Source organism: Micromonospora parva (assembly GCF_040649675.1).
GTDB classification, from domain to species: domain Bacteria; phylum Actinomycetota; class Actinomycetes; order Mycobacteriales; family Micromonosporaceae; genus Micromonospora; species Micromonospora parva.
Map to the genome: position 1 here is coordinate 1 of NZ_JBEZFX010000015.1, position 25837 is coordinate 25837.

Below are 25837 nucleotides of genomic sequence, written 5' to 3' on the forward strand. Positions count from 1 at the left end.
CCGGATACGACACCGGTATCCGGACGAAACCGCGCCTTGCCGGATCGCCGCCCGGACTCCGCCTCGGCTCGACCGCCCTTATGAAACAGGCCCTACCCGATGCGGAACTGGTCGCCGTAGACGGCGAACACCAGCGGGGTGTTCAGGTTGAAGTTGCCGTTGTTGAGGAACACCCGCTGGGCGGTGTCGACGCGGGAGGTGTCCGAGTGGGCCGCCTCCTTCTTCATCTCGATGACCCGCTCGTCGAGGAAGGCGTTGAGCCAGGTCCGCTCGTCGCCGCCCTGGGCCGGCGGCTTGGCCCGGTTCAGGGCGCGGCTGCGGATCTGACGCATGCCCTCGTACCCGTGCATGACCGCCGCGTCGTAGTAGGCGAACTGGCCGAGCGCCCGGACCTGGTCGTTCTTGCCGTCGCGTACCGATGGGTTGAAGTAGACCCGGTCGCGTTCGGCCTCCTGGGCGGCCTGGAAGACCGGGTCGGTGGCGGCGGTCCGCCAGTCGCGGGGGAAGTTGGGGTCGAGGCCGGAGTGCGACGGGGTGCCGTTGACGGTGCGCAGCGCCGGTAGGTAGCCGGCGAGCACGTTGCCTGGCTTGGTGCGGGTGTACGCCTCGACCAGTTCGAGCATGTCGCCGGTGCCGGAGCAGAAGCCGATGATGCCGGCGGTGTAGCCGCGCCCGTCACCGATGTCCTCGATGTAGGAGAACTGCGCGCGCCAGTCGAGCGACGAGTTCTCCGCGGCCGAGACGATTTGCATGGCGACGTCCTTCTTCGCCGGGTCGTCGAGGTTGGTGCCGCTCGGGTTGGTGGGCGTGGGGGTGGGGGTGCCGCCGCCCGGCAGGGTCCACCGCTGGTTCGTGGTGCCGCCACAGGTCCAGATCTGCAACCGGGCGCCGTTCGCCGTGCTCCGGTCGGTGACGTCGAGGCACTTGCCGGAGCCGGAGTTGACCAGGGCGCCGTTGCTGGCGGTCCACTTCTGCGCGCCGGTGTTGTTGCAGTCGTACAGCTGCACCTTGGCGCCGTTGGCGGTCGACGCGGCGGTCACGTCGAGGCACTTGCCGAGTGCCCGGATCGAGGTGTCGGTGTTGCCGACGGTCCACGTCTGGGCCGCGCTGCCGTTGCAGTCGTAGAGCTGGACGGGCGTGCCGTTGGCCGGGTTGGCGCCGGCCACGTCGATGCACTTGCCGCCGAGGCCGGTGATCGGGCCGGCGGTCGCGGCGCTCGCCGACGGTACGCCGTAGCCGACGGCGGCGACGCCGATCAGCAGGGCTCCCACGACGGATGCGGCGGCTGTTCTCTGGTGAACCATGGTGTTCCTCGGGGAAGGGGCGGCGTGCCGCCGGCCGGTCGGTGACCCGGCGCGGAAGTTCGGCCCCGGCGGGCACCGCGAGCATCAGGAAACTGTATTAACAGATACCAGTACGTCGATTTCCCGTCAATCGACGACCGCGAGGCGTGACAGCGCCTGTTCACCCCGTCGTTGGCGGCGCGTCCATGCCGGTGGCTATCGTCGGGCCGTAACTGATCAACGGGCCGGTCCGTCGGAACCAGCACCGTCCGACGGACAGAAGATGGTCATGGAGTCGAGTCTGCGCGCCCGGGTGCGAGCCGGTGATCCCGGCGCGTTCGCCGAGCTGTTCGACGCGTACGCGCGCTCGGTGTACAACCACGCGTTCCGGCTGACCGCCGACTGGGCCACGGCGGAGGACGTCATGGCCGCCACGTACCTGCAAGCCTGGCGTTCCCGGGAGCGGGTCACCGAGGAGGGTGGGTCGCTGCGCCCCTGGCTGCTCGGCATCGCCACCAACGAGGCCCGCAACCACACCCGCAGCAACCGCCGCTACCGCAGGGTGGCCGCCGCGCTGATCACCGCCGACCTCACGGTGCCCGACCACGCCGACGAGGTCGCCGGCCGACTCGACGACCGCCGACGCATCGCCGCCGCGCTCGATGCGTTGGCCCGGCTGCGCCGGCCCGAGCGTGAGGTGCTGACCCTGTGCCTGTGGGAGGGCCTCGACTACGAGTCCGCGGCGGAGGCGCTGGGCGTTCCGGTCGGCACGGTGCGGTCCCGACTGTCGCGCGCGCGTGCCCGGCTCCGTACCCTCGTCGATGCCCCGCCGCGCGCCGCGCGAGCGCCGGTCGTGGACGCCTCGTTCGTGCGGGAGGTCAGCCGGTGAACGCGCCCGACCCGGCCGAGTGGGCGGAGATCGCCCCGCACCCCGGCGCTCGCGACCTGCCGGCGGGCCGGCACGAGCTGCACCGCGACCGGTTGCTGACGGCGATCGCGCGGGAGTCGCGTACCCACAGCTCGCCCCAGGTGTGGCGGCGCCCGGCGCTCGCGCTGGCCGCGCTGGTCCTGGTCCTGGTCGCGGCGGCCGGCGCCGGGCTCGCCGTCAGCTCGGGCGACGAACCCCCGGCGGCGCTGCCGTCGCCGCAGGCGAGCCGCTCGGCCGCCCGCCTCCCGCCGCCGGGCGCGGTCGCCAAGATCCGGGCGTACGGCACGGTGCGCGAACTCACCGACTCGGCGGACCTGGTGGTCCAGGGTGAGGTCGTGTCGGTGGCGGACGGGCGGAGCGTCTACCGGGTGGCCGAGGTGCTCTACCGCGCCCCGGTCGCCCCGGTCTCCACGGAGATCACGGTGGGCACCGAATCGGCCGGGTCGCCCGGCCGGCCGAGCGTGCTCTACCTGGCCCTCAGCGACCCGCAGGCGCGCGTCTACGCCCCGCTCAGCGGCGACTTCGGGATCTTCGACCTCGCCGGGGAGACGGCCACCAGCCGGTCGTCGGCGATGTCGGTGACCGGTCTGCGCACCGAGGACGCCACCGGGGCGGGCCGCGCGTTCGTCACCACGCTGGCCGACCTCCGCCAGCTCGCCAGCGAGCGCGGCTGAGTCTGACAAAGCGCCGGCGAGCCCGAAAAGATGGAACCCGCCGCCCGGAGCGCACAGATAGAAGGCGTAAGCAGTGCCGCGTTCCGGGCGAGATGCCCCGGGACGGCACCGAGACGCAAGGAGCGTTCCATGGCAGTCGACCTGCGCCGTACCCGGTCTGTGGTGGCCACCGCCGCCGCCGTGCTCGCCGCGGCGGCGTTGTCCGCGTGTGGTAGCGCCGACGCCGACCAGGCCGCCGCACCCGCCCCGAGCAGCGCCGCAACGCCCAGCAGCGCCGCCCCGCCGATCAAGGGCAAGCTGCGCGGGTACGGCACCGTGCGGCAGCTCAGCGAGGCCGCCGACCTGGTCGTCCGGGGCGAGGTCGAGGCGGCCGGTTTCCGGGTCGACGAGGTGCTGCGCGCGGCGACCGGATCGACAGTGCGGGCCGGGGCGCGGATCACGCTCGCCAGCCTGCCCAGCGGTGTGCCGGACGCGGCGCACATGTCCACCCTGGAGGCGGGCCAGGTCGTGGTGCTCTACCTGGCCAAGGACCCGACGGCCCCGACGTTCCGGACGCTCAGCGGCGACTTCGGGGTGTTCGACGTGAGCGGGGCCGGCGCGGAGGCCGTCGCCGTGACCCGCTCGCAGGCCATGGCCGTCAGCGGTCTGCTCACCGAGGACCCGGCCGCGTCCGGCCACGGTTTCCGCACCACCCTCGGCCAGCTGCGCACTGTCGCCGCCCAGGTCAGGTAGGACGGGTGGGAACGCGGACGGCACCCGCCGAGTGCCGTCCGCGTGGTCACCGCTCCCGGTAGGTGGCGAGGTCGAAGTCGGCGTGTACGTCGCCGCCGCCCAGGCCCTGCACCCACAGGCCGAGGAAGGCCCCGGTAAAGCCCCACGCCGCCGGCTCACCGTCGATGATCAGCGCGGCGTGTTCGTCGGAGAGGATGGTCGCGTCCAGCTCGACAGGTAGCCGCTGCCAACCGGTGCCGAGGTCGTACGCGAAGCGCACCGCCGGTCCGTCGAAGACGGCCTGCAGTCCGACCCGGGTGACGCCGTCGACATCGACGCTCAGCTCGGGGTACGCGGTGCGCCGCCCGTTGTCGGAGCTGAGCAGCTCCAGCACCGTCCGCCCGTCGTCGGCGCGGGTCAGGTAGAGGTGGTGCCAGTTGAGGGTGTTGTAGTAGGCGGTGATCCCGGCGAGCTGGCGGTGGTCGGCCGGCGCGAACTCCACCACGGTCTCCAGCGAGCACTCCATCGCGCCGACGCGCCGCCCGACCAGGCTGGGTGCCTGTCGGCCGACCGGCGACTGCCCGCCGTGGATCCGCAGGTACGACGGGCGGCTGTGCAGGTCGACCCAGTCCGCGGTGGCCGGCCGTCGTAGCGTCGACCAGCAGCGGCCCAGCTCCGGGGCGTCGAAGTGGTCCGTCTCGGGCTCCGCCGGCCACGGGTGGGCGGGTAGATCGGGTGCGACGACCTCGTCCGCGGGCACCCCTGCGGCGACCCGCGGCCAACCGCCCGACGGCCACTCCACCCGCTGGATAGCGGTCTCCCGGCCCAGCACGCAGTTGCCCAGCGGCGAGTACGGTCGGCCGACCAGGTGGGCCAGGTACCACTCGCCGTGCTGGGTACGGACCAGGCTGCCGTGACCCGCCTTCTGCAACCGCAGCTCGGGTCGCCCGCAGGAGGTGAGCAGCGGCCCGTCCGGGTCCACCTGGTACGGCCCGAACAGCTCCCGGGAGCGCGCCATGGTGACCTGGTGCTCCCAGCTGGTGCCGCCCTCGGCGGTGATCAGCCAGTACCAGCCGTCGTGGCGGTACAGGTGTGGACCCTCGGTGAGCCCGGCCGGGGAGCCGGTGAACACGATGCGGGGGCTGCCGACCAGTCGGCGCGCGGCCGGGTCGTAGCGTTGGATCTCGATGCCGCCGAAGCGGTCACGGCCGGGTCGCCAGTCCGCGCTCATGCCCAGCAACCAGCTGGTGCCGTCGTCGTCGTGGAACAGCGACGCGTCGAACCCGCGCCCGTGCAGTGTCACCGGATCGGACCAGGGGCCGGTGATGTCCTCGGCGGTGACCAGGAAGTTCTGCGGATCCCAGTAGCCGCTGGCGAAGCTGGCCACGTCGCTGTAGACGAGGTGGAACAGACCGTCGTGGTACGTCAGATCGGGTGCCCACACCCCGTTGGAGTCGCCGCAGCCGCGCAGATCGAGTAGCCGCCGTTCGGTGATGATCCCACCGAGGCTGCGCCAGTTCACCAGATCGCGCGAGTGGTGCACGCGCACCCCCGGGTACCACTCGAAGGTCGAGGTGGCCAGGTAGTAGTCGTCGCCGACGCGCAGGATCGACGGGTCCGGGTGGAAGCCGGCGAGGACGGGATTGCGGATCGACCGGGCAGCGGTCGCCACGTCAGCGATGTCGGTCGACACGAGCGCTCCTCTCGGCGGGCGGTCTGCAACTTCCGGAAACTCGCGATCCGGGGCCATTGAAGGTCGTGCCTACGCTAGCCGGTCTTTTCGTATTAGGACAGAGGTATTGACCGGTGAGGCGACAGCTCGTAGCGTGCCGGCCATCGATCGGTATTACCGGCGAAGCATTGAAAGTTTCGGAGATCCGTGGATCCCCACAGGCCGGCTCGGCCGGCGTTCGAGCACCCCCGTGAGTCCCCGAAGGGATGGATCATGACCACGTACCTTTCCCGTCGAACGCTGCTCGGTCTCGCCGGTGCCGGCGCCGGCGCCTGTCTGCTGAGCGCGTGCGGCGACGACGAGCCCAGCGACCCGAACGCCCCGCAGACCATCAACTGGTGGCACATCCAGAACACCGAGCCGATGCTTCCGGTCTGGGCGGCGCTGGCCAACGAGTACAAGGCCGCACACCCCAACGTCACCCTCGACATCCAGCCGCTGGAGAACGAGGCGTTCAAGGCCAAGCTCACCACCGCCACCCAGGCAGGTGACCCGCCCGACCTGTTCCAGTCCTGGGGTGGTGGCGTTCTCAAGCAGCAGGTGGACGCGGGCCTGGTCAAGGACATCACCGACGACGTGAAGCCGTGGATCGGGGGCCTGCTGCCCGCCGCCCTGGAGCCGTACACGATCGACGGCAAGATCTACGGTGTTCCGTTCGACATCGGCATGGTCGGTTTCTGGTACAACAAGGACCTCTTCACCCGCGCCGGCATCACCGCCGCGCCCACCACCTGGACGGGTCTGCTCGACGCGGTCCGTCAACTCAAGGCCGCCGGCATCACTCCGATCGCCCTGGCCGGCAAGGACAAGTGGCCGGCCCACTACTACTGGTCCTACCTCGCGATGCGCGTCGGCGGGGTGGGCGCGCTGCAGAAGGCCGTCGATGACAAGAACTTCGACTCGCCTGACCTCGTCGCCGCCGGCGACCGGCTGAAGGAACTCGTCGACCTGCAGCCGTTCCAGAAGGGGTTCCTCGGTGCGGCGTACGGGACGCCCGACGGCCAGGCCGCCGCCATGGGCAACGGCGGCGCGGCGATGGAGCTGATGGGGCAGTGGGCACCCGCGGTCCAGGCTTCCAGCTCCACCAGCAAGAAGGGCCTCGGCGACAAGCTCGGCTTCTTCCCCTTCCCCACTGTCGACGGTGGAAAGGGCGCCACGACTGAGGTGTTCGGCGGCGGCAACGGCTTCGCCATCGGCAAGGACGCCCCCGCCGCCACCGCCGACTTCCTGAAGTTCCTGCTCAGCGCCGACAACCAGCGTAAGTCGGCGCAGACCGGCGCGGTGCTACCGACAGTGCGGGAGGCCGCGACGGCCATCCCCGACGCCAACGGCAAGCTCCTCGCGGAGACCCTGGCCAGCTACACCGGCTTCCAGCTCTACCTCGACCAGGCGTACGCGCCGGCGCTCGGTTCGCAGATCAACGACAGCGTCGCCGAGTTGGTCGCCGGCAACAAGTCGCCCGCACAGATCGTCAAGGACATCACGCAGGTGGCGAAGACCGTCTGACCGTGACCACCCACCCATCCGTAGCCGGAGAACCCCCTGTGGAGCAGGCATGACCAGGCCATCGACCGTGTCGGACGCCAGGCGCGGCGACCCGGCGACGGACCCGCCGGCACCGGGGCCGGGCACCGTGCGACAGCGCGGCCGCCAGCCCCGGTCGGGCCGCGGCGGCGTCCTCGCCATCTTTCTCACCCCAGCCCTGGTGCTGTTCCTGCTGCTGGTCGTCGCCCCCATCCTGGTGGCCAGCTACGCCAGCCTCTACAAGTGGAACGGCTTCGGGCTGCCGGAGAACTTCATCGGGCTGGACAACTACACCCGCGCCTTCCAGGACCCGACCTTCCGGGGTGACCTCTGGCGCGGCTTCGTCCTGGTGCTGCTGTCCCTGGTCGTCCAGCTGCCCGCGGCGTTGGCCCTGGCCATGCTGCTCAACCAGCCACTGCGGGGTCGCGCCGCGTACCGGCTGATCTTCTTCGCGCCGTACGTGCTCTCCGAGGTCACCACGGCCGTCCTGTTCGACCTGGTGTTCTCACCCAACCGGGGCCTGGGCGACGCGATCGCGACGTGGTTGAGCGCCGACGCCGGCACGGTCTTCGCCGACCCGGACACCGTGCTGTACGCCGTCTTCCTCGTGGTGTCCTGGAAATACTTCGGCCTCTACATGATGCTCTTCCTCGCCGCCCGTCAGGGCATCCCCAAGGAGTTGTCCGAGGCCGCGGTGACCGACGGCGCCTCCGCCTGGCAGGCGTTCCGGCACGTCACACTGCCCCTGCTCGGGCCGACGATCCGCATCAGCGTCTTCCTGTCGGTCATCGGCACCATCCAACTGTTCGACATGGTCTGGGTGCTCACCCGGGGCGGCCCGATCCACTCGTCGGAGACCATGGCCGTGACGATGTACGAGTACGGCTTCCGCCGCTTCGAGGTCGGCTACGCCAGCGCGATCAGCATCGTCATGTTCCTGCTGAGTCTCGTCTTCGCTCTCTTCTACCAGCGCATCGTCCTGCGCCGGGACACCGCGGGCGCGATCACCAACCAGGGAGGCCAGCGATGACCGTGAACCGCGCCCAGCGGACCCGCGGCCTCGTGCTGCACCTCGTCTGCGTCCTCGTCGGAGCACTCATCGTCGTGCCGGTCTGGTTCGGCGTGCTCGGCGGCTTCAAGGACAACGGTCAGCTCTCCACCAATCCGCTGGGCTGGCCCGACCCCTGGCTGCCGTCGAACTACACGGACATCCTGATGTCCGAGGTGTTCTGGCGGCAGCTCGGCAACAGTCTGCTCATCGCCGTGAGCAGCACCGTCATCGTCGTCGCCGCGGCGGCGATGGCCGCGTTCGTCTTCGCGCGGTACGCCTTCCGGGGCCGCGAGTTTCTGGTGACCCTGTTCGCGATCGGCCTGATGTTCCCGTTCGCGGTGGCCATCCTGCCGCTGTTCGTCCTGCTGCGCGGCATGGGCCTGTTGGACAACCCGCTCGGTGTCATTCTGCCCCAGGCCGCCTTCGGGCTGCCGATCACCATCATCATCCTGCGCCAGTTCTTCCGCACCATCCCGGCGGAGATCGAGGAGGCCGCCGTCCTCGACGGCTGCGGCTCGTTCGGCTTCTTCTGGCGGGTCCTGCTGCCGATGGCCCGTCCGGCCCTGGCCACCGTCTCGGTGTTGGCCGTGGTGACCAGTTGGAACAACTTCATGCTCCCGCTGGTCGTCTTCACCGACCAGAGCTGGTGGACCCTGCCCGTCGGGGTGCAGGCATTCCAGGGCCAGTACACCGCCGAGACCGCACGGGTGCTCGCCTACGTCGTGCTGTCGATGGTGCCGGCCCTGGGTTTCTACGCCGTGGCCGAACGCCAACTCATCGGCGGCCTCACCGGCAGCGTCAAGGGATGACAGCACACCACCTCGAGCAGACCTGACGTTTCCAACAGGAGGCAGGGGGACCGTGGGCACAGCGAACGGCCGAAACGTCACCATCGCCATGATCGCCCGGTTGGCCGGAGTCTCCGTACCCACCGTCTCCCGGGTCATCAACGGCCGCTCCGACGTCGCCCCCGACACCCGGGAACGCGTCGAGGCGCTCCTCAACCGGCACGGCTACCGCCGCCGTGCACCGGCCCGGCGGACCGACGCCGCCCTGATCGACCTGGTCTTCAACGACCTGGACAGCCCGTGGGCGGTGGAGATCATCCGGGGGGTGGAGGACGTCGGCCAGGCCAGCGGCGTCGGCACCGTCGTGTCGGCCATCCACTGGCGGATGTCCTCGGCCAAGCAGTGGCTCGACAACATGCGTACGCGCTCCACCGAGGGCATCATCTTCGTGACCTCGATGGTGAACCCGCCGTTGCAGGCCGAGCTGCGTCGGCTGCACCTGCCGGTCGTCATCATCGACCCGGCCGGGGTCGACCCGCAGGAGTCACCCACCATCGGCGCCACCAACTGGGCGGGCAGCCTCAGCGCCAACCAGTACCTGATCAACCTGGGTCATCGTCGCATCGGCTTCATCGCCGGCCCGCCGCACCTGATGTGCAGCCGGGCCCGCATGGACGGTTACCGGGCCGCCCTCGGCGCCGCGCGTATCCCCATCGACGACGCCCTGATCCGGCCGGGGAACTTCTACCACGAGTCCGGCTTCACCGCGGGTATACAGCTGCTGAGCCTGCCCGACCCACCCACCGCCATCTTCGCCTCCAGCGATCAGATGGCCCTCGGCGTCTACGAGGCGGTCCGCAAACGCGGCCTGCGGGTGCCCGACGACGTCAGCGTGGTCGGCTTCGACGACCTGCCGGAGGTGCGGTGGTGCTCGCCGCCGCTGACCACCGTCCGTCAACCCCTGGCCGAGATGGGCATGCTGGCCGCGCGTACCGTGCTGCGCCTGGCCAGCGGCGAGCGGACCGAGAGCCCCCGGGTGGAGCTCGCCACCGAACTCATCGTCCGCGACAGCGTCGCACCTGCCCGGTCGTGATCCTGCTCAGTCGACCCGCAACGCGTCGTCGACGCCCGTCTCGCGGCGGCCCAGGTGCGCCGGATCCCGACCGGAGAGCAGGTCCAGCGCGGCCTTCAGGCAGGCGCCGTTCTCCCGGGAGGAACTGAACCACCACGTCTGGGCGTACCGCTTCGCGCTGTCGTCGCCCACCCCGTTGGCGTCGATGCCGAGCCGCCGGCACAGCGCCACGGCGCGCGGAAGATGGAAGGACTGGGTCACCACTGTGGCTCGCCGCACTCCGAAGATCCGCTCGGCCCGCGCGCACGAGTCGTAGGTGTCGAATCCGGCGTAGTCCGGCACCACCTTGTGTGCTGGCACACCCCGCTCCACCAGCCAGCTCCGCATCGCGGCGGGCTCGTTGTAGTCGGCGTTCATGTTGTCGCCCGACACGAGGATCGCCCGAACCTTGCCGGCGTCGAACAGTCGCCGCGCGATCTCCAACCGGGCCGCGAGGACGGGGGAGGGTATGCCGTCCGCGTCCACCTTGGTGCCCAGCACCAGCGCGACCGGCGCGTCCGGCACCTCGGCCTCGGCGTAGAGGTGGCCGTCGGCGATGTCGCGGATCCACGTCACGCTGGCCACGGTGCCCCCGGCCAGCGCCACCGCCCCCACCACGAGCGCGAGCACCGCACGGCGGGCCAACCGCCGATGCTCCGCGTACCACCGCCTGGCCGCCCCGAATCGTCCCCGCATGCCGCAAGGCTATTCCGCCGGTGCGCGCGGCGGTCGACCGCGTCGCCGTCGACCTGATGCCGCGCCGTCCCGCCGAAACACCACCACCGCAGCAGCCAACAACGGCAGTTGTCTATGGACAATCGCTCACTGTTAGCGTTAACGTTACGGACAGTCGTCGGTACTCGAACGACCTCGGGCCGCGGTGACGGAGTTGTCGCCAGTGACAGTGACCCGCGGCGTGACGGACGACGATCGTGGCGTGGGGCGGGTGGCACGCGGCCGGCGCGAGACGGCCCGAGACCACCACCGGGCGACCCGCGCGCCACGCGGCCGAGGCATGAACGGCCACCGGGAATCCAGGGCAGCGCAGCAGCCGGGACAGTCGTGCGACGACAACCGGCCGCCCGCCTGTCAGCGCGCACCGCTGAGCAGCGGCCCACCCCTGGGCCGCCCCTGAAGACGACCGTCGGTCCCGGCCCTGGCCGCCCGGGTCGCGTCCCGCTGTTCGGAGTCCGGGCCCGAACAGCGGGACGCCACCCAGTGGCGGCGACAACCGACGGGGTACGCCGACGGCGGTCAGCGTGTCGCACCTTGAGATTGTCCAGCCGCCAGTGCCATTGTGGTACGTCGATGAAGCCGCGCGCGGGCTGACCTCCGTCCACTGGGCAACCGGGATCCCTGTGTGATCTCCGGGGGACGGTGACACAAGCGATGGACCAACGAAGGCCAATCGTCCACGAGCTCGCCCGTGCCCGCGTCGCACAGTGACTGGCGGGGCGGCTCACCTGCGCGAAGGAACCCCGCCCATGCGTACACCGAAGACCCGTGCGGCACTCCTGGCGGGCCTGCTGCTCGCCGCGAGCGCGCTCGCGGGCGTCAACCCGCCATCCGCCAGCGCGGCAGCCGACCCGGTCAGCGTGACCGTCAACACCCGCGCCGGTCTGGCGACCGTGCCGGATACCGCGCTCGGCGTCAACCACGCCATCTGGGACGCGAACCTCGGCACCGCCGAGACATCGGACCTGCTCCGCGACGCCGGCGTGCAGATGATGCGCTACCCCGGCGGCTCGTACGCCGACATCTACCACTGGAAGGACCACACCGCGCCCGGCGGTTACGTCGCACCGGGAACCGACTTCGACACCTTCATGGCGGCGGTCCGGCGCGCCGGCGCCCAACCGATGATCATTGCGAACTACGGCACCGGCACGCCCGCCGAGGCCGCCGACTGGGTGCGGTACGCCAACGTGACGAAGGGCTACGACGCCCGCTACTGGACCGTCGGCAACGAGAACTACGGCAACGGCCACTACGGGTCCGCCTGGGAGGCGGACAACCACCCGGACAAGAGCGCGACACAGTACGCGAGGCTGGTCGTCGAGTACGCCGACGCGATGAAGGCGGTGGACCCGAGCGTCAAGGTCGGGGCGGTGTTGACCATGCCGGGCAACTGGCCGGACGGGATCACCGCCGGCAGCGACCCCGGCCCGTGGAACCAGACGGTGCTCTCCATCGCCGGCCCGAAGATCGACTTCGTGGACGTGCACTGGTACCCGGGCGGCACGGCAGCCGAGTCGCTGGCCCGCGTCAACCACCTCCCCGACGCCACCTACCTGCTGCGGCAACAACTCGCGCGGTACGCCGGTGCGAACGCCGACCGTATCGGCATCAGCTTCACCGAGCTGAACGTCGACGCGGGCCGGACCACCCAGCCGGCGGCACTCTTCCTGGCCGACGTCTACAGCGGGCTGCTGGAGAGCGGCGTCTTCACCGTTCAGTGGTGGAACGTGCACAACGGCATGGGCACCGTGACGCAGGTGGCCGGCCAGACCGACTACGGCGACTTCGGGATGCTCTCCAGCGGCGCCTGCACCGAGGACGGCTCGGTCTGCCAGCCGCCGCTGAACACGCCCTTCGCGCCGTACCACGGGCTGCGCATGATGAAGCTCTTCGCGACGCCCGGCGACCAGTTCGTCCGCGCCGGCACCGACGAGCCGCTGGTCACCGCGCACGCCGTCCGCCGGGCCAACGGTGACCTCGCCGTGCTGCTGGTGAACAAGGACCCGGACAACGACCACCCGGTCACCATCGACTACGCCGGGTTCACCCCGTCGGCGGTCGCACCGACGGTGTCCACCCTCACCAACGGCGCCACCGGCATCGCGACCGGCCAGTCCGGTTCGGCGACCAGCCGCACGCTGCCGGCGTACTCGTTGACCACGATCGTGCTGCGACCGGCCGGCACGTCCGCCGGACGGCCCTCGACGCCGGGCCAGCCCACCGCGAGCGGCGTCACCGACCGCGCCGCGACGATCACCTGGCCGGCGGCCACACCGGGTGGCAGCCCCATCGCCAAGTACGAGGTGTACCGGCACAACGGCGCGGTCAGCGAGCAGCTCGGCGAGACGGCGTCCACCTCGTTCACTGTCGACAACCTGGTGCCGGGCAGCAGGTACACCGTCAATGTGCTGGCCCGCGACACCGCCGGCCGGGTCTCCTGGTCCTCACCGCCGCTGACCTTCGCCACCGGCAGCCCCGCCGCCAGCGCGTGCACCGTCCGTTTCACCACCGCCAACGACTGGGGCAACGGCTACATCGGTGGCGTCGACATCACCAACAACGGGACGAAGCCAATCAGCGGCTGGACGCTCACCTGGACCTGGCCCACCGGCTGGCAGCAGGTGAGCAGCGGCTGGAGCGCCACCTGGGAACAGGTCGGCACCGCCGTGCGGGTCACCCCGACCGACGACAACCGGCAGATCGCCGTGGGTGCCACAGTGAGCGCCGGTTTCGTCGGCGCGTACAGCGGCCCGAACGTGCTGCCCACCGCGTTCACCCTCAACGGCACTGTCTGCGCGACCGGGTGACCGAGCTGATGCCTGTCGCGTTCGTCGACCTGGGCACATGTCGTCCGATCGTCGGAGGGCGACGTCCTGGGTAGCGACGCTTTGGAACTGATGCCGCAAACGAATCAGGACAGGTGACAGCCGTGGGGTCAGCGGGGTCGGTCCAGGGGTCAGCTGATTCGTTGACGGCATCAGCTCCACAGGGGCACAAGTCCACCCGCAGTGGTCCCGGCGGCAGCACCTGACCAACCCCGGAACCCACCGAAACGCCCGCCCCCGATACGTGGGGACGGGCGTTTCGGCGTGCGGGGCTACGTCAGGCGACCACCGACCGCAGTGGCACCCCGGCGTCGCGCAGGGCGCGTACCAGATCGTTCGCGAACGGGTGCTCGTCGACCTGGAGGCCCTGCGGGTTCGGGATCACGACGTACGCCGAGCCGTTCTTCGTGGACGCCTGCGCGTCGGTGCTGAAGCGTTCGACGATCGCCCGGGTGCGGGGCAGGTCGCCGGCCGCGACCTGGATGGTGATCGGTCGCCAGCCGCCGCCGAGGTCCGGCGTCACGGGCGCGGCGGCGGCGCTGGCGCGCGCCGCGTCGACACCGGCCGAGCGCCGGGCGTCCGGGGCAGCGCCCGCCGGGTAGAGCAGCGCGTTGGCCACCAGGTGCAGACCATTCTCGTTGTACGCCCGGAAGAGCGGGTTGAACGCGAACAGCACCGCCCGACCGGCGCCGGTCGGCTCGTCCACCACCGCCGCGGTGCCCTTGAGGGTGTCCGCGCCGACGGTGTAGCCGTTGGCCCAGAACGTGTCACCGGTCGGGTAGCTCAGCACGTTCGTCCCGGTGGTGCTCGGGGTGAGGATCGGGTCGCTGTTGTTGAACTCGAAGTCCTCCGCCGGGCGACCCGACGCGACCGGGCTGTCGGTGTCGACGTCCACCCGCAGGTGTGAGCCGATCACCAGGTAGTCGGCCGGCTTCGTCTTCTCGGTGGTGGAGGTGAGCCCGGCGGCGCGGGCCAACCGGGTGCCCTCGTTGCGCAGCCCGACGTAGGTGTGGCCCTGGGCGATCCACTCGCGCAGGTTGGCCTGGCCGGCGGCGGTCAGACCGCCGGTCGGGCTGCTGCCGTCCGGCACCACCAGCACGGTACGCCCGGTGAACGCGGCGGTGTTGTCGTTGATGTCGGCAGTGGTGACCGGCTTGAGGTCCAGCCCCCACCGCTTGCCGAGCACGTAGCGCGCCTCGCCGTGGGAGCCCGACGTGGTGGAGATGCCGGTGCCCTGGAAGAGCCCGACGTCGGGCAGGTCGAGGCGGGTACCGGAGGGCCGACCACCCGGGGTGAGGCTGACCCCGAGGGATTCGGCCAGCCCGTCCACGCTCCGGCTCACAGTGGCGGCCGGGATGGCGACAGTGCTGGTCGTGAGGTCACGGACCAGGGGTACGCCACGGCCGAGCAGCGCGAAGGTGAACTCCGCGGCGGCGGCCGAGTCGAGCGGGTACGTGTACGAGCCCCACGGCCACGCCGCACCGGTGCGACCACCGGAGACCTTCCGGACCAGCTCGGCCTTCGGCTTGACGGTGTCGCCGGTGTAGATGGCCGAGACACCCATCAGCAGCGGGTTGCTCCAGGACGACACGTCGTAGAAGTACGGGAACGGCACGTACGGGTCCTCGCCCATGACGGCCTGGATCCAGTGCTTCTGTGGCTGGTCCATCGGGATCCAGTACGCGCCAACGGGCACTGTCACGTTGGTGGCGGTGCGCCCGCCGAAGACCCGCGCGGTGGGCACCCGGGTCGGTTTGCGCACCTCGTACACCTCGACGTCCATCCGGCGCAGCCGCTCGACGAGTTGGCGGACGTCGGCGAGCTGCCGGTCGGGCAGCAGGAAGTACGAGCGGACCTTGACGTCCGGCACCGGGAACTGGACCTCGTTGGTGGGCTGCACCACCTCGTTCGGCTCCAGCGTGCCCGCCCTGCCCTGGGCGAGCGCGTCGGTCCAGATGTCGAAGTAGCCGTCCAGCACCTCACGCTTGTGCGCGGCGGCCCAGCCGAGCGTCGACCACTGGGTGTGGAACTGCTGCTGGACCCGGTCGGCCACCGCCGACGCGCTGCCCTTCTCGTACGTCATGCCGGCCGCGCCGAAGCCGGTGGTCGGCACCGTGTCGCCGTAGCCCATGAAGAACATGTCGTACGTGTCGTAGTTGAAGTAGCACTCGGTGGTGACGGTCTCGTCGCAGGCCCCGTTGAAGCCGAAGCCGTCCTTGTTGGCCTCGCCGATCCGGTTGATCCAGTCCACCGCCTCGCCGGCGATCTCGTGGTGGATCGGGTCGGCGTTGGGCGGGAAGAAGTACTGCCGGCCACCCATCTCGTGCGCGTCGATGAAGACCTGCGGCGGGTAGCGGCGCAGCAGCTCGAGCTTGCCGTCGGTCTCCTGCTGGGTGCGGGCGAACCAGTCCCGGTTCAGGTCGAAGCCGAACTCGTTCTGCCGCCGGGTGGCGTCGCGGCCGTCCGGGTTCTGGGTGGGGACGATGATGGTGACCAGGTTGTCGTTGCGCTCGGCGACGGCGCAGGACAGGCCGGCCGCCAACTCGTACAGCGTCTTGAGCGCCGCGTCCGCACCGCTCTTCTCGCCGCCGTGCACGTTCGCGGTGACCCAGACGATGGCCGGGCTGTCCTTCGCCGTCCGGGCGGCCGTCCGCGCGCTGGTTCGGCGCGGGTCACGCAGGTCCCGGACGTCGTCGGCGATCTGGCGCAGCGCGGCGGGCCGTACGTGACGTTCGTTGGACACCACCGCGTACGGCAACGGTTGGCCGAGCACGCTGGTGGTCATCACGCCGGTGACGACCCGGTTCGAGGCGCGGTCGACGGCCCCGAGGTAGGTGCGGACCTCGTCGTTGGTGACGACCCGCTCCTGACCCGCGCCGAGCGGGAAGCCGAGCACGGTCTCCGGGCTGGGCACGGTGCCCAACCGGGCGGTCGGGTCGTCGCTGCACCGGGAGGGCGGGGCGGCGCTCGCGGCAGGTGTGCCACCGAGCAGGGGAGTCGTGCCGAGCAGGAGGGCGATCGTGGCGGCACTCGCCAGGCGTCTGGCGGGGACCTTCCGGAATGGACGCATCGATGGGGCCATGAGTCGTGTTTCCCTTCTCGGGCACAACCTCGCAGTGGCCGGAGCCTATGAATCGTCGACACGGCGGTCAAGGCTTGATCGATATTGCTGACTACACGGCGTGCCGGTCCCGACGTGGACTGGCAGGATGGGTGGCGCGGGTTTGTCGTCGCCTGGGAGGAGGAGACGTGCCAGAGATGATCACGCTCTCGATCCATCCGGATCTTCCGTCCGCCGCCGCGCGGCGTTCGCTGGCGTCCTGGCTGCGTGCCGAGGAGCGGCTGCGGGAGCTGGTGACCACGACGTCTCCCGAGGGGGCGTCGGCGGGCCACCCGGACGTCCTGCGGGTGGCGGCCAGCGACGCGGGCACCGCCATGGTGCTCATCCAGGCCGTGGCCGCCTGGCTGACCCACCGCCGCGAGGATGTGACGGTGACGCTCACCCGGCCCGACGGTTGGTCGGCCGAGGTGGACATCCACCGCGCTCGAGACATGGACCAGGTGACCGCGCTCATCGAGGCGGCGGTGCGCGCGGTGACCGCCCCGCAGAGCTAGCCGGCCCGCCGCCGACCGAGGAGTCGGTCGGCGGCGGGCCGCAGGGATCGGGTACGCCTACCAGGTCGTCAGGCCGAGGCCGATCGTCTTGGTCAGGGTGGCGTTGTCGTCGTCGCCGTCGAGCGACCAGATCATGGCACCGGCGAGGCCGGCCCGTCGGATGTAGAGCGTCTTCTGCAACACCACCGCCGGGTCGTCGTACGTCCACAACGTCGTACCGTCGAACAACCAGGCGTGCCCGGCGCGCAGGTCGCGGTGCACGGTGTAACCGTTGCCGGCCAGCGTCTTGAGCTTCTTGTAGTCCTCGTAGCCGGCTTCGAAGGTGGCCGGCGCGGGCCCGGTGGCCGGCTGGAACAGGCCGTTGCCGCCGCCGGTGATGCCGGTCCAGCCGCGACCGTAGTAGGGGATGCCGAGCACGAGCTTGTCCCGTGGCGCGCCACGGGCGATCCACCCGTCGATGGCCACCTCGACGGAGAAGTCCGGGTTGTCCGGGGCGCCCGCCGGGACGCGAAGCGCCGACTGCTGGTTGGCCCGCGCGTCCCAGCCGCCGTGGAAGTCGTACCCCTGCACGGTGGCGAAGTCCAGGTACTTGAAGATCTTGCGGCCCTCGTAACCGGCGTCCATGGTGGCCGGGCTGGCCGGCAGGAACGCGGTCAGCGGGTGGTGCGCGCGGGTCGTGCGCCCGTACGCGTCGAGTTGCCGGCGGAACTCGGCGAGCAGTTTGGTGAAGTTCTCCCGGTCCTCCGGGCGGATGACGTTGCCGGGCTCACCCTCCCAGTTGGGCCACTCCCAGTCGAGGTCGATGCCGTCGAAGACGCCAGCGGCGGCGCCCGGGGTGCTGCCCGGGAGGTTGCCCCTGAGGTAGAGGTCGATGCAGGACGTGACGAACGCCTTGCGGGAGGCGTCGGTGCGGGCGGCGTTCGAGAAGTACGTCGACCAGCTCCAGCCGCCGAGCGAGATCAGCACCTTCAGGTCGGGGTGCTTGGCCTTGAGCTTGGCGAGCTGGTTGAAGTTGCCGTTGAGCGCCTGGCCGGGGGCGTCGGCGACACCGTCGACGCTCTCCTCGGCCGGGACGGGTCGCTGGTAGTCGGCCCAGGCGTCGCCCTCGCCCGGCCCACCGTCCACGAAGCAGCGACCGTCCTCGCTGACGTTGCCGAAGGCGTAGTTGAGGTGGGTGAGGCGGCTCGCCGCCCCGGAGGTTTCGAGCTTCTTGACCGGGAAGGCCCGGCCGTAGATGCCCCACTGGGTGAAGTAACCGACCCGGTGGTAGCCGGTGCGGCGCTGGTTGTTGTCACCGGCGCTGGCGACGGTGGGCGGAGCGGCGGTGACCAGCAGTGTCGCCAGGGCGACGACGGCGGTGAGACGGCGGTGGCGCAATGGTCGCATCGGCACACTCCCACGAGACATCAGACAGAATTAGTAAAGAGAGTTATCTGATTGATGAAGTTAAGCCGGTCACCGTCCGGGGTCAAGAGCCGCCAGCCACATGGGGGATTGTGGCGGCGTTACCGGGTGGTAACGATGTTGTGCCATGGACTCCGCCGTGACTCTGATCGGACTACCCGTCGCCCTCGGCATCATCATGCTCGGTCTCGGTCTCGGACTGACCATGGCGGACTTCCGCCGGGTGGCCCACCACCCCCGAGCCGCCGTCATCGCCCTGGTCTGCCAGGTGCTGGTGCTGCCGGCGCTCTGCTTCTGCCTCGTCCTCGCCTTCGACCTGGCACCCGAGCTGGCCGTCGGCATGATGTTGCTGGCCGCCTCTCCGGGCGGCACCACGGCCAACCTCTACAGCCACCTGTTCGGCGGCCACGTGGCATTGAACATCACCCTGACCGCCATCAACTCGGTGCTCGCCGTGTTCACCCTGCCGATCCTGGTCAACCTGTCGGCGGCGTACTTCCTGCCCGACGGGCGCAGCATCGGCCTGCAGTTCGACAAGGTGCTGCAGGTCTTCGCCATCGTGCTCGTCCCGGTCGCGATCGGCATGCTCATCCGGGCACGGATGCCGCAGGTGGCCGAGCGGCTGAACCGCCCGGTCCGGATCCTGTCCGTCGTCGTCCTCGTCGCGGTGATCGCCGGTGCGGTGCTCGGCGAGCGGGAGAACATCGCCGACTACTTCGTCTCGGTCGGCCTGGCCGTGCTCGCCTTCAACCTGCTCAGTCTCGCCATCGGGTACGGGGTGCCGCGCCTCGCCGGTGTGGACCGCAGCGCCGCGACGGCCGCCGGCTTCGAGATCGGCATCCACAACAGCACCCTGGCCATCACCATCGCGCTCAGCCCGGCGCTGCTCAACAGCACCCAGATGGCGATCCCGGGCGCCGTCTACGGCATCGTCATGTTCTTCACCGCGGCGGCCTTCGGTTACCTGGTGACCCGGGCCGGCGCCCGGTCCGCCACCGCCCTGACGCCCTGACGGCCGCTGCCCGCTCTCCCCGACGGCGGGGCCAGGGCGAGCGGGCGGCAACTCTCAGCCGACCTGGTTGTTGTCCTTCTGCGCGCCCCAGCCGTGCCAGCGGTCGATCTCGATCAGGGCGCTGACCCGGGCGCGCTCTCGCCGTGGGTACGCGTTGCCCGTGTAGTGCTTCGACAGCCGGTCGATGTCCGCGAGGCCCTCGTCGGGACGCAGTTCGGTGACGTGCCCGATGATGCTGACGTGGGTGTACCAGCCGGCCTCGTCGAGAACGGTGAGCGACACCCGGGGGTCGTTGCGGACGTGCTCCAGCCGGCGGCGGCTCTCGTCCATGTTCACCAGGATCCGGCCGTCCTCCCACAGGTACCAGGTGGCGGCGGAGACCGGCTGGCCACCGTTGCGCAGGGTGGTCATGACGGCGGGGTTCGGCTTCTGGAGCATGGCGACCGCGGCCTCGGGAAGCGGTGGCTTGGACATGAAGTCTCCTCGTCGCGACAACGTTTACCCCTGCACGTTACGCACCCGCCGGCCCGATCGCGCTCGGATCGTGATCACGGCGTGGCGGGCACCCGGCTGCCGGAGCGACGCCGGCGGCGACGAAGATGTGGTCATGAGCAATTCCGCACTGCCCAGGCGTGTCGTCGTCACCGGGGCCACCGGCAAGCTCGGCCGAGCCGTGGTCGCCCACCTGCGCGCCGTCGGCGTCGACGTGTTGGCGGTGGACCGCACCGGTGGCCGCGACCCGCGCGACGTGAACGGCGAGTTCCTGCTGGCCGACCTGACCGACTACGGGCAGGTGGTGGAGGCGTTCACCGGAGGTGCCGACGAGCACGCGGGCGGCGTCGACGCGGTCGTGCACCTGGCGGCGGTGCCGGCCCCCGGGCTGATGTCCAACGCCACCACCTTCGCGAACAACTCCGCCGCGACCTACAACGTGTTCGCCGCCGCCCGGGCGGCCGGCATCAAACGGGTCGTGTGGGCGTCGAGCGAGACGGTGCTCGGCCTGCCGTTCGACACCCCGCCGCCGTACGCGCCGGTCGACGAGGAGTACGCGCCCCGGCCCGAGTCGACGTACTCGCTCAACAAGGCACTGGAGGAGGAGATGGCCCGGCACTTCTGCCGGTGGGACCCGGAGCTGGTCATGGTGGGTCTGCGCTTCTCCAACGTGATGGACGTCGAGGACTACGCGCCGTTCCCCACCTTCGACGCCGACCCGCAACTGCGCCGGTGGAACCTGTGGGGCTACATCGACGCCCGCGACGGAGCCCAGGCCGTCGAGCGGGCCCTAGCCTACGACCAGCCCGGCGCCGACGTCTTCATCATCGCCAACGCCGACACCGTCATGACCCGCTCCAGCGCCAGCCTGATGGCCGAGGTCTACCCGGACGTCGAGGTCCGCAAGGAGCTGGGCGAGCACGAGACCCTGCTCAGCATCGACAAGGCCCGCCGGGTGCTGGGGTACGAGCCGCAGCACTCCTGGCGGGACCACGTCGACCTGCTGTAGGTCAGCGCGCCGCCTGGTAGGCACGGCCGACGGCGGTGGCCGTGCCGCCGGTGCGGAACAGCCCGGTCTGGTCCTTGTCCGTGGCGGGCAGGCCGAACCACGCGTACCGGTGCAGCCAGGACAGGCCGCCCAACATCCGGGTGGCCGCGGTGAGGAACGCGGCCTGCTGGGCCTGCGTGGGGAAGCGGACACCGTTGGAGAAGTCGATCAGGGCGAACTCGGTGAGCCAGATCGGCAGCCCGTACCGGTCGTGCACGGCCTGCAGGTACGACCTGAGCTGGTTGACCGCGTTGGCGGTGGTGAAGTCGCCGCCGTACCAGTGCAGGGCGATGAAGTCGACGCGGTAGCCGCGCTGCTTCGCCCCGGCCATGAACCGGTCGAGCCACTCACCCGGACGGTCGCCGCCCCAGGCGACCGCCGGGCTGCCCAGTGGAAGACCGGTGGCCTGCAACCGCGGCCACAGCTCCAGCGCCTGCTCGACGGTCATCTCCGCCTGACCGTTCAGGTCCGGCTCGTTGAACCCGAGCAGGTAGCGGCCGTTCTGCTTGGCCTGTTGCAGGTTGCTCGCGGTGACGCTCTTCGCCCCCCAGATCATGGGGACGAACTCGGTGCCCTGCGGACTGGCGACGCCCTGGTGCTTCACGTCCCAGGTGTAGTACCAGCTCGCCCCGGAGTCGGCCAGCGCCTGGCTGACGCCGTCGAAGGTCCACACCCCGACGCCCTTGCGCTTCGAGGTCGCCGCCGGGGAGGCCGGGGCGACCGGACGCCCGGTTGTCGGCCGCACCGCCGGCGTCGGGGGCGGGGTCGGGGCCGCCCCCGCCGGGCTCGCCGTGGCGGTGGGTGCGCTCGGCCCGGTCGCGCCGGGCTGCGAACCCGTCGGCGTGGGCGCGTCGAGGGCCTGGGTCGCTGCCGGGGCCGGCGTCGGCCCGGTCGGCTGCACCACGACGACCACACCGGTCACCAGTACGGCGACCACGGCGGCCACCAGGAGCGGCCACAACAGCCGCCGCGCGCCGACCGGGAGACTGCCGAGCGTCCCGCGTCGGGGTTCCGCGTGGACGCCTCGTCTTCCCCTCGCGGCGTCCGCTTCACCCGGGCCGGTTGCGCGCATCGTCTCGACTCCCTCACCTGGTCGTACCTCTACCTGACGGGGGCATGGCGGACGAACCGCCAGCTGCCTCCCCTCAGGAGACTGGCCGGCCGGACCGGAATAACGATTTCCGCGGCTGATGGTGGCCGGGAGCGCTGTCCCCGGGCGCGCTGCCGGCCGTTACCACCCGGCCTGTGCGGTCAGGGTCTGTCGCAGGTACGTCTTCGGCCGCGACCCCACTGTCGAGCCGACCACCTCGCCCTGACGGAACACCAGCAGCGTGGGCAGGGACATCACCTGGTAGCTACGGGTCGCTACCGGGTTCTCGTCGGAGTTGAGCTTCGCCACGACCATCCGGTCACCGAACTCCTGGGCCAGTTCGACGAGGCTCTTCTCGATGGCCTTGCAGGGCGGGCACCAGTCCGCCCAGAAGTCGACGACCACGGGCCGGTCGCTGGCCAGCACCAGCTCCGCGAACGTGTCGTCGGTCACGGTGACCAGCGAACCTACTTCCGACTTCTGAGACATGTCTTCTCCCGATGGGCGATCGCGTGGGTGAGTTGACCGTGCAGTTGGTGGCGCACCGCGCCGAGCCGGTCGATGACGGCGTCGACCTCGGCGATCTTGCGCCGCAGCACCACCACCGAGTCCGGGCAGACGTCGCCGGAGCTGTTGCCGGCCCGCAGGCAGGCGACGAACGGACGGACATCGTCGAGGCCGAAGCCGACGTCGAGCAGCGCCCGGATCTCCCGTACGACGCGCAGCTCCGCCTCGTCGTAGATGCGGTAGCCGTTGGCGGAGCGCTGCGCCCGTACCAACCCGTGCGCCTCGTAGTAGCGCAGCGTGCGAGGGCTTGTGCCGGCCCGCTCAGCCAACTCGCCAATGAGCATCTGACCTCCTCCATCGGCCCGTCGCGACCACGCTAAACCTTGTCGTCGACGTCAAGGCAAGCACCGGGCGAGGCGCGGTCAGCAGCCAGAAATGCCCCTTTTGGGGGCGCGCCGCCGGGGCGAGGCGGGGCTCGTCACCGACGCAGGGTCGTCGACGGCGACTCGCCGAACCGGCTCCGGTATTCGGTCGCGAACCGACCGAGGTGCACGAAGCCGTGTTGCAGGGCGACAGTCGTCACGGAAACCCCCGGTGCGGCCGAACGGAGCGTGCGGTGCGCCGCGTCGAGCCGGCAGGCCCGCAGGTACGCGGTCGGGGTGGTCTGCAACTCACGGCGGAAACAGTCCTGCAGCGTTCGTACGCTCACCCGCAGCGCCTCGGCGACGTCACCGACGGTCAGTGCCTCGCCGTGGTGTTCGGAGATCAGGGCGCAGGCCCGGCGGACGAGACGCCCGGGGTGGGCGTGCTGGTCCGGCTCGGCGAGCAGGTGGGAGTGGCTGTGCCGGTGGGCCAGCAACAGCTTGCCGATGAGCCCCTGCTCGAAGCGGGCGGCGACCTGCGGGTGGTCGAACAGCGACGCGTCCGCCGGCTGCGACAGCTCGTCGGCGAGGAACGCCACCCCGCGCGCCCACGCCTGCGCGGTCGCCGTGGTCATGAGCATGCCGACGTCCAGGCGGACCGGGTCGTCCACCGGGCGGCCCAGCAGGCGGGCGAGTTCCCGGTCGACGGCGCGCCGGTCGGCGTAGAAGATCCGGTGGGGAGAGCCCTCGGACCACCGCATGTCCGAGGCGTCGTACGGGGACAGGACGGAGGCGACGTTGGGGGTCGAGGTGACGGAATGACCGGCGTGCCGGACCAGTGTGCTGCCGGCGCTGGGGATCTGGACGAGGTAGAAGGTCTCCAGCGCCGGCGGTTGAATGCGGACCGCGTGCCCGTAGTCGAGGTCGATGACACCCACCCCGCCCGCCCGGCGAGCCGCCATCCGCAGGCGCACGTTGCGGACGCCCGCCTGTGGGGTGAGCCGGTGTGGGCAGAAGACCCGGCCGACCTCGGCGCGTGCCCGGTCGACGTCGTCCGTCCGGACCGTCACCGCATCCACTCGACACCTCCCGGGCGTCCTGTCGCGCTGACCGTAAGGCGTGCGCGGGCCGGAACAGCCCGGAAAGCCGTCGACCCGACAGGAAAAGGGTCCGGCCGCGTACCTCGGACAGTGGCCGCGTCGCGCGGATAGCGACAGTCGCGGCGTGCTCGCTAGCGTGCGAGCACCGCGGGTCGGTCAGGGTCGGCACGGGTTTCCGGCGCTGCTTCACGTCGCAGGGTTCACGTCGTTTGGAGGAGACCATGAGGATTGCTGTCGTCGGTGCCGGATTCGCCGGTGTGAGCGCAGCGAAGGTGCTGCGACAGAGCGGATTCGACGTCACCGTGTTCGAGCGCGCGCCCGACGTCGGCGGGGTGTGGAGCCGTACCCGGCGCTACCCCGGTCTGACCACCCAGAACGACAAGGGCACCTACCACCTCTCCGACCTGCCGATGCCCGCCCACTACCCGCAGTGGCCCTCGGGCGAGCAGGTCCAGCGGTACCTGGAGACCTACGTGGAGAAGTTCGGGCTGGCCAGCGCGCTGCGCCTGTCCACGGAGGTCGTCTCCGCCGAACTCGTCAACGACGAGACCGGGTGGCTGGTCACGTCCCGACCGACCGGCGCCCAGGAACCGTTGACGGTGCAACGGTACGACCACCTGATCGTCGCCAACGGCATCTTCTCCGACCCGCTCGTGCCGTCCTTCGACGGGCAGGCGGCCTTCGCCGCCGCCGGAGGGCGCGTACTGGCGACGGGGGAGTTCCCCGACGTCGAGGCGGCCCGAGGTAAGAACGTCCTGGTGGTCGGGTACGGCAAGTCGGCCTGTGACGTGGCGGTCCCGGTGAGCGAGGTCGCCGCCCAGACCCACGTGGTGGCCCGGGAACTGCTCTGGAAGATGCCCCGCAAGCTCGGTGGGGCGCTGAACTACAAGTATCTGCTGCTCACCCGGATGGGTGAGGCGCTCTTCCGCTACCTGCACCTGAAGGGCTTCGAGCGGTTCCTGCACGGCCCGGGGAACGGCCTGCGGCAGCGCATGGTCACCAGCGTCGGCTCGGTCGCGACCCGGCAGTTCAACCTGCGCGCGCTGGGCCTGGTGCCCAACGGCAGCTTCGAGGACATCGCCCGCAGCACGGTCAGCCTCGCCACCGAGGGCTTCTTCGAGCGGGTCACCGACGGCCGCATCGTCGTGCACCGGGATCAGGTGATCACCGAGTTGCTGGTCGATGACGCTGGCCGGCCCGCCGCCCGCCTGGCCGACGGCACGGTGCTCCCCGCCGACCTGGTGCTCTGTGGCACCGGCTTCCGCCAGCGCGTGCCGTTCCTCGACGAGGCGGTGCACGCCCGGCTGCAGGACGACGCCGGCAACTTCATGCTCTACCGGCAGATCCTGCCGCTCGGCGTGCCGCGCCTGACGTTCGCCGGCTACAACTCGTCGTTCTTCAGCCCGCTCAGCGCGGAGATGGCGGCGGTCTGGACGGCCGCGTACCTGCGGGGTGGGATCACCCTGCCACCCGAGGAGCGCATGCGTGACGAGGTGCGCGCCCGGCTGGCCTGGATGACGGCACGCACCAACGGACGGCACGCTCGTGGCACGAACATCATCCCGTTCTCGATGCACAACATCGACGAGGTGCTCGACGAACTGGGACTCAACCTCGGCTCGCTGACCCGGGCCCGGCAGTGGCTGTTACCGGTCGACCCGGGCTCGTACCGCGGGGTGACGGCACAGATGATCCGGCGTACCGCCGACCCGGTATCCGCCATCAGCGACGACAGCCCGATAAAGATGGATAAAGTGCGCAGATAGGGGATCAGGCGGGACCGGTCGGTGAGGAGGCTCGGGGACGATGGCAGCGGAACGGGGCCACCACCGTGGTGCGTCC

22 protein-coding genes are annotated in these 25837 nt (G+C 70.6%); 12 read left to right on the forward strand and 10 right to left on the reverse strand.

The window, feature by feature from the left end:
* Positions 1-92 precede the first annotated feature (92 nt).
* Entirely contained in the window at positions 93-1304 is a 1212-nt protein-coding gene (locus tag AB0C03_RS28895; protein WP_357640152.1) for a chitosanase, read from the reverse strand.
* A gap of 268 nt (positions 1305-1572) precedes the next feature.
* Between AB0C03_RS28895 and AB0C03_RS28900 the strand changes: the two genes are divergently transcribed.
* The 3 genes from AB0C03_RS28900 to AB0C03_RS28910 all read left to right on the forward strand — a co-directional run bounded on the left by AB0C03_RS28900 (position 1573) and on the right by AB0C03_RS28910 (position 3617).
* Positions 1573-2172 (forward strand): RNA polymerase sigma factor, encoded by a 600-nt coding sequence (locus AB0C03_RS28900; protein ID WP_357640155.1) that lies wholly within the window; start codon positions 1573-1575, stop codon positions 2170-2172.
* Entirely contained in the window at positions 2169-2885 is a 717-nt protein-coding gene (locus AB0C03_RS28905; protein WP_357640158.1) for a hypothetical protein, read from the forward strand. The genes AB0C03_RS28900 and AB0C03_RS28905 overlap by 4 nt, the downstream gene beginning before the upstream one ends.
* Before the next feature lie 129 nt (positions 2886-3014).
* Complete coding sequence (locus AB0C03_RS28910; RefSeq protein WP_357640161.1) at positions 3015-3617, forward strand: hypothetical protein; 603 nt, start codon at positions 3015-3017, stop codon at positions 3615-3617.
* Between the two features lie 46 nt (positions 3618-3663).
* Here AB0C03_RS28910 and AB0C03_RS28915 read toward each other — a convergent pair whose 3' ends face one another.
* Entirely contained in the window at positions 3664-5289 is a 1626-nt protein-coding gene (locus tag AB0C03_RS28915) for a glycoside hydrolase family 43 protein (RefSeq protein ID WP_357640164.1), read from the reverse strand.
* Positions 5290-5541: 252 nt separating this feature from the next.
* Between AB0C03_RS28915 and AB0C03_RS28920 the strand changes: the two genes are divergently transcribed.
* The 4 genes from AB0C03_RS28920 (at position 5542) to AB0C03_RS28935 (ending at position 9784) form a co-directional block, all read left to right on the forward strand.
* Positions 5542-6834, forward strand: coding sequence for an extracellular solute-binding protein (locus AB0C03_RS28920; RefSeq protein ID WP_030337931.1), 1293 nt, complete (start codon positions 5542-5544; stop codon positions 6832-6834).
* Between the two features lie 49 nt (positions 6835-6883).
* The gene (locus AB0C03_RS28925) at positions 6884-7882 is read left to right on the forward strand and encodes a carbohydrate ABC transporter permease (RefSeq protein ID WP_357640169.1); all 999 of its coding nucleotides are present in this window, start codon (positions 6884-6886) and stop codon (positions 7880-7882) included.
* Positions 7879-8712, forward strand: a complete 834-nt coding sequence (locus tag AB0C03_RS28930; RefSeq protein WP_210864424.1) for a carbohydrate ABC transporter permease — start codon at positions 7879-7881, stop codon at positions 8710-8712. Before AB0C03_RS28925 ends, AB0C03_RS28930 begins: the two co-directional genes overlap by 4 nt.
* Before the next feature lie 88 nt (positions 8713-8800).
* A complete protein-coding gene (locus AB0C03_RS28935; RefSeq protein ID WP_051708897.1) occupies positions 8801-9784 on the forward strand; it encodes a LacI family DNA-binding transcriptional regulator in 984 nt (327 codons plus the stop codon).
* Positions 9785-9790: 6 nt separating this feature from the next.
* On the opposite strand, the gene AB0C03_RS28940 is transcribed toward AB0C03_RS28935, so the two are convergent.
* Positions 9791-10498, reverse strand: a complete 708-nt coding sequence (locus tag AB0C03_RS28940) for a SanA/YdcF family protein (RefSeq protein WP_210864422.1) — start codon at positions 10496-10498, stop codon at positions 9791-9793.
* Between the two features lie 788 nt (positions 10499-11286).
* Between AB0C03_RS28940 and AB0C03_RS28945 the strand changes: the two genes are divergently transcribed.
* Positions 11287-13347: a cellulose binding domain-containing protein gene (locus AB0C03_RS28945; RefSeq protein WP_357640173.1), complete on the forward strand. Its 2061-nt coding sequence runs from the start codon at positions 11287-11289 to the stop codon at positions 13345-13347.
* 295 nt (positions 13348-13642) lie between these two features.
* Here AB0C03_RS28945 and AB0C03_RS28950 read toward each other — a convergent pair whose 3' ends face one another.
* Complete coding sequence (locus AB0C03_RS28950) at positions 13643-16435, reverse strand: M14 family zinc carboxypeptidase (protein WP_357640176.1); 2793 nt, start codon at positions 16433-16435, stop codon at positions 13643-13645.
* A 188-nt stretch (positions 16436-16623) separates the two neighbouring features.
* On the opposite strand from AB0C03_RS28950, the gene AB0C03_RS28955 reads away from it, so the two are divergent.
* Entirely contained in the window at positions 16624-16980 is a 357-nt protein-coding gene (locus tag AB0C03_RS28955) for an effector-associated constant component EACC1 (RefSeq protein WP_357640378.1), read from the forward strand.
* 57 nt (positions 16981-17037) lie between these two features.
* On the opposite strand, the gene AB0C03_RS28960 is transcribed toward AB0C03_RS28955, so the two are convergent.
* The gene (locus tag AB0C03_RS28960; protein ID WP_030337923.1) at positions 17038-18366 is read right to left on the reverse strand and encodes a glycoside hydrolase family 18 protein; all 1329 of its coding nucleotides are present in this window, start codon (positions 18364-18366) and stop codon (positions 17038-17040) included.
* 145 nt (positions 18367-18511) lie between these two features.
* On the opposite strand from AB0C03_RS28960, the gene AB0C03_RS28965 reads away from it, so the two are divergent.
* Positions 18512-19396 carry a bile acid:sodium symporter family protein gene (locus AB0C03_RS28965; RefSeq protein WP_030337922.1) on the forward strand — a complete coding sequence of 295 codons (885 nt, stop codon included), beginning with the start codon at positions 18512-18514 and terminating at the stop codon, positions 19394-19396.
* Between the two features lie 54 nt (positions 19397-19450).
* Here AB0C03_RS28965 and AB0C03_RS28970 read toward each other — a convergent pair whose 3' ends face one another.
* Positions 19451-19870 (reverse strand): PPOX class F420-dependent oxidoreductase, encoded by a 420-nt coding sequence (locus tag AB0C03_RS28970; protein ID WP_030337921.1) that lies wholly within the window; start codon positions 19868-19870, stop codon positions 19451-19453.
* Between the two features lie 133 nt (positions 19871-20003).
* On the opposite strand from AB0C03_RS28970, the gene AB0C03_RS28975 reads away from it, so the two are divergent.
* Entirely contained in the window at positions 20004-20897 is an 894-nt protein-coding gene (locus AB0C03_RS28975) for an NAD-dependent epimerase/dehydratase family protein (RefSeq protein WP_357640181.1), read from the forward strand.
* Between the two features lies 1 nt (position 20898).
* Here AB0C03_RS28975 and AB0C03_RS28980 read toward each other — a convergent pair whose 3' ends face one another.
* The 4 genes from AB0C03_RS28980 to AB0C03_RS28995 all read right to left on the reverse strand — a co-directional run bounded on the left by AB0C03_RS28980 (position 20899) and on the right by AB0C03_RS28995 (position 23965).
* Positions 20899-21873: a glycoside hydrolase family protein gene (locus AB0C03_RS28980; RefSeq protein WP_357640184.1), complete on the reverse strand. Its 975-nt coding sequence runs from the start codon at positions 21871-21873 to the stop codon at positions 20899-20901.
* Between the two features lie 294 nt (positions 21874-22167).
* A complete protein-coding gene (gene trxA, locus AB0C03_RS28985; protein ID WP_030337918.1) occupies positions 22168-22515 on the reverse strand; it encodes a thioredoxin in 348 nt (115 codons plus the stop codon).
* A complete protein-coding gene (locus AB0C03_RS28990) occupies positions 22494-22877 on the reverse strand; it encodes a MerR family transcriptional regulator (protein ID WP_030337917.1) in 384 nt (127 codons plus the stop codon). The genes trxA and AB0C03_RS28990 overlap by 22 nt, the downstream gene beginning before the upstream one ends.
* A 134-nt stretch (positions 22878-23011) precedes the next feature.
* A complete protein-coding gene (locus AB0C03_RS28995) occupies positions 23012-23965 on the reverse strand; it encodes an AraC family transcriptional regulator (RefSeq protein WP_357640187.1) in 954 nt (317 codons plus the stop codon).
* A 251-nt stretch (positions 23966-24216) separates the two neighbouring features.
* On the opposite strand from AB0C03_RS28995, the gene AB0C03_RS29000 reads away from it, so the two are divergent.
* Entirely contained in the window at positions 24217-25761 is a 1545-nt protein-coding gene (locus AB0C03_RS29000; RefSeq protein ID WP_357640190.1) for a flavin-containing monooxygenase, read from the forward strand.
* Positions 25762-25837 lie beyond the last annotated feature (76 nt).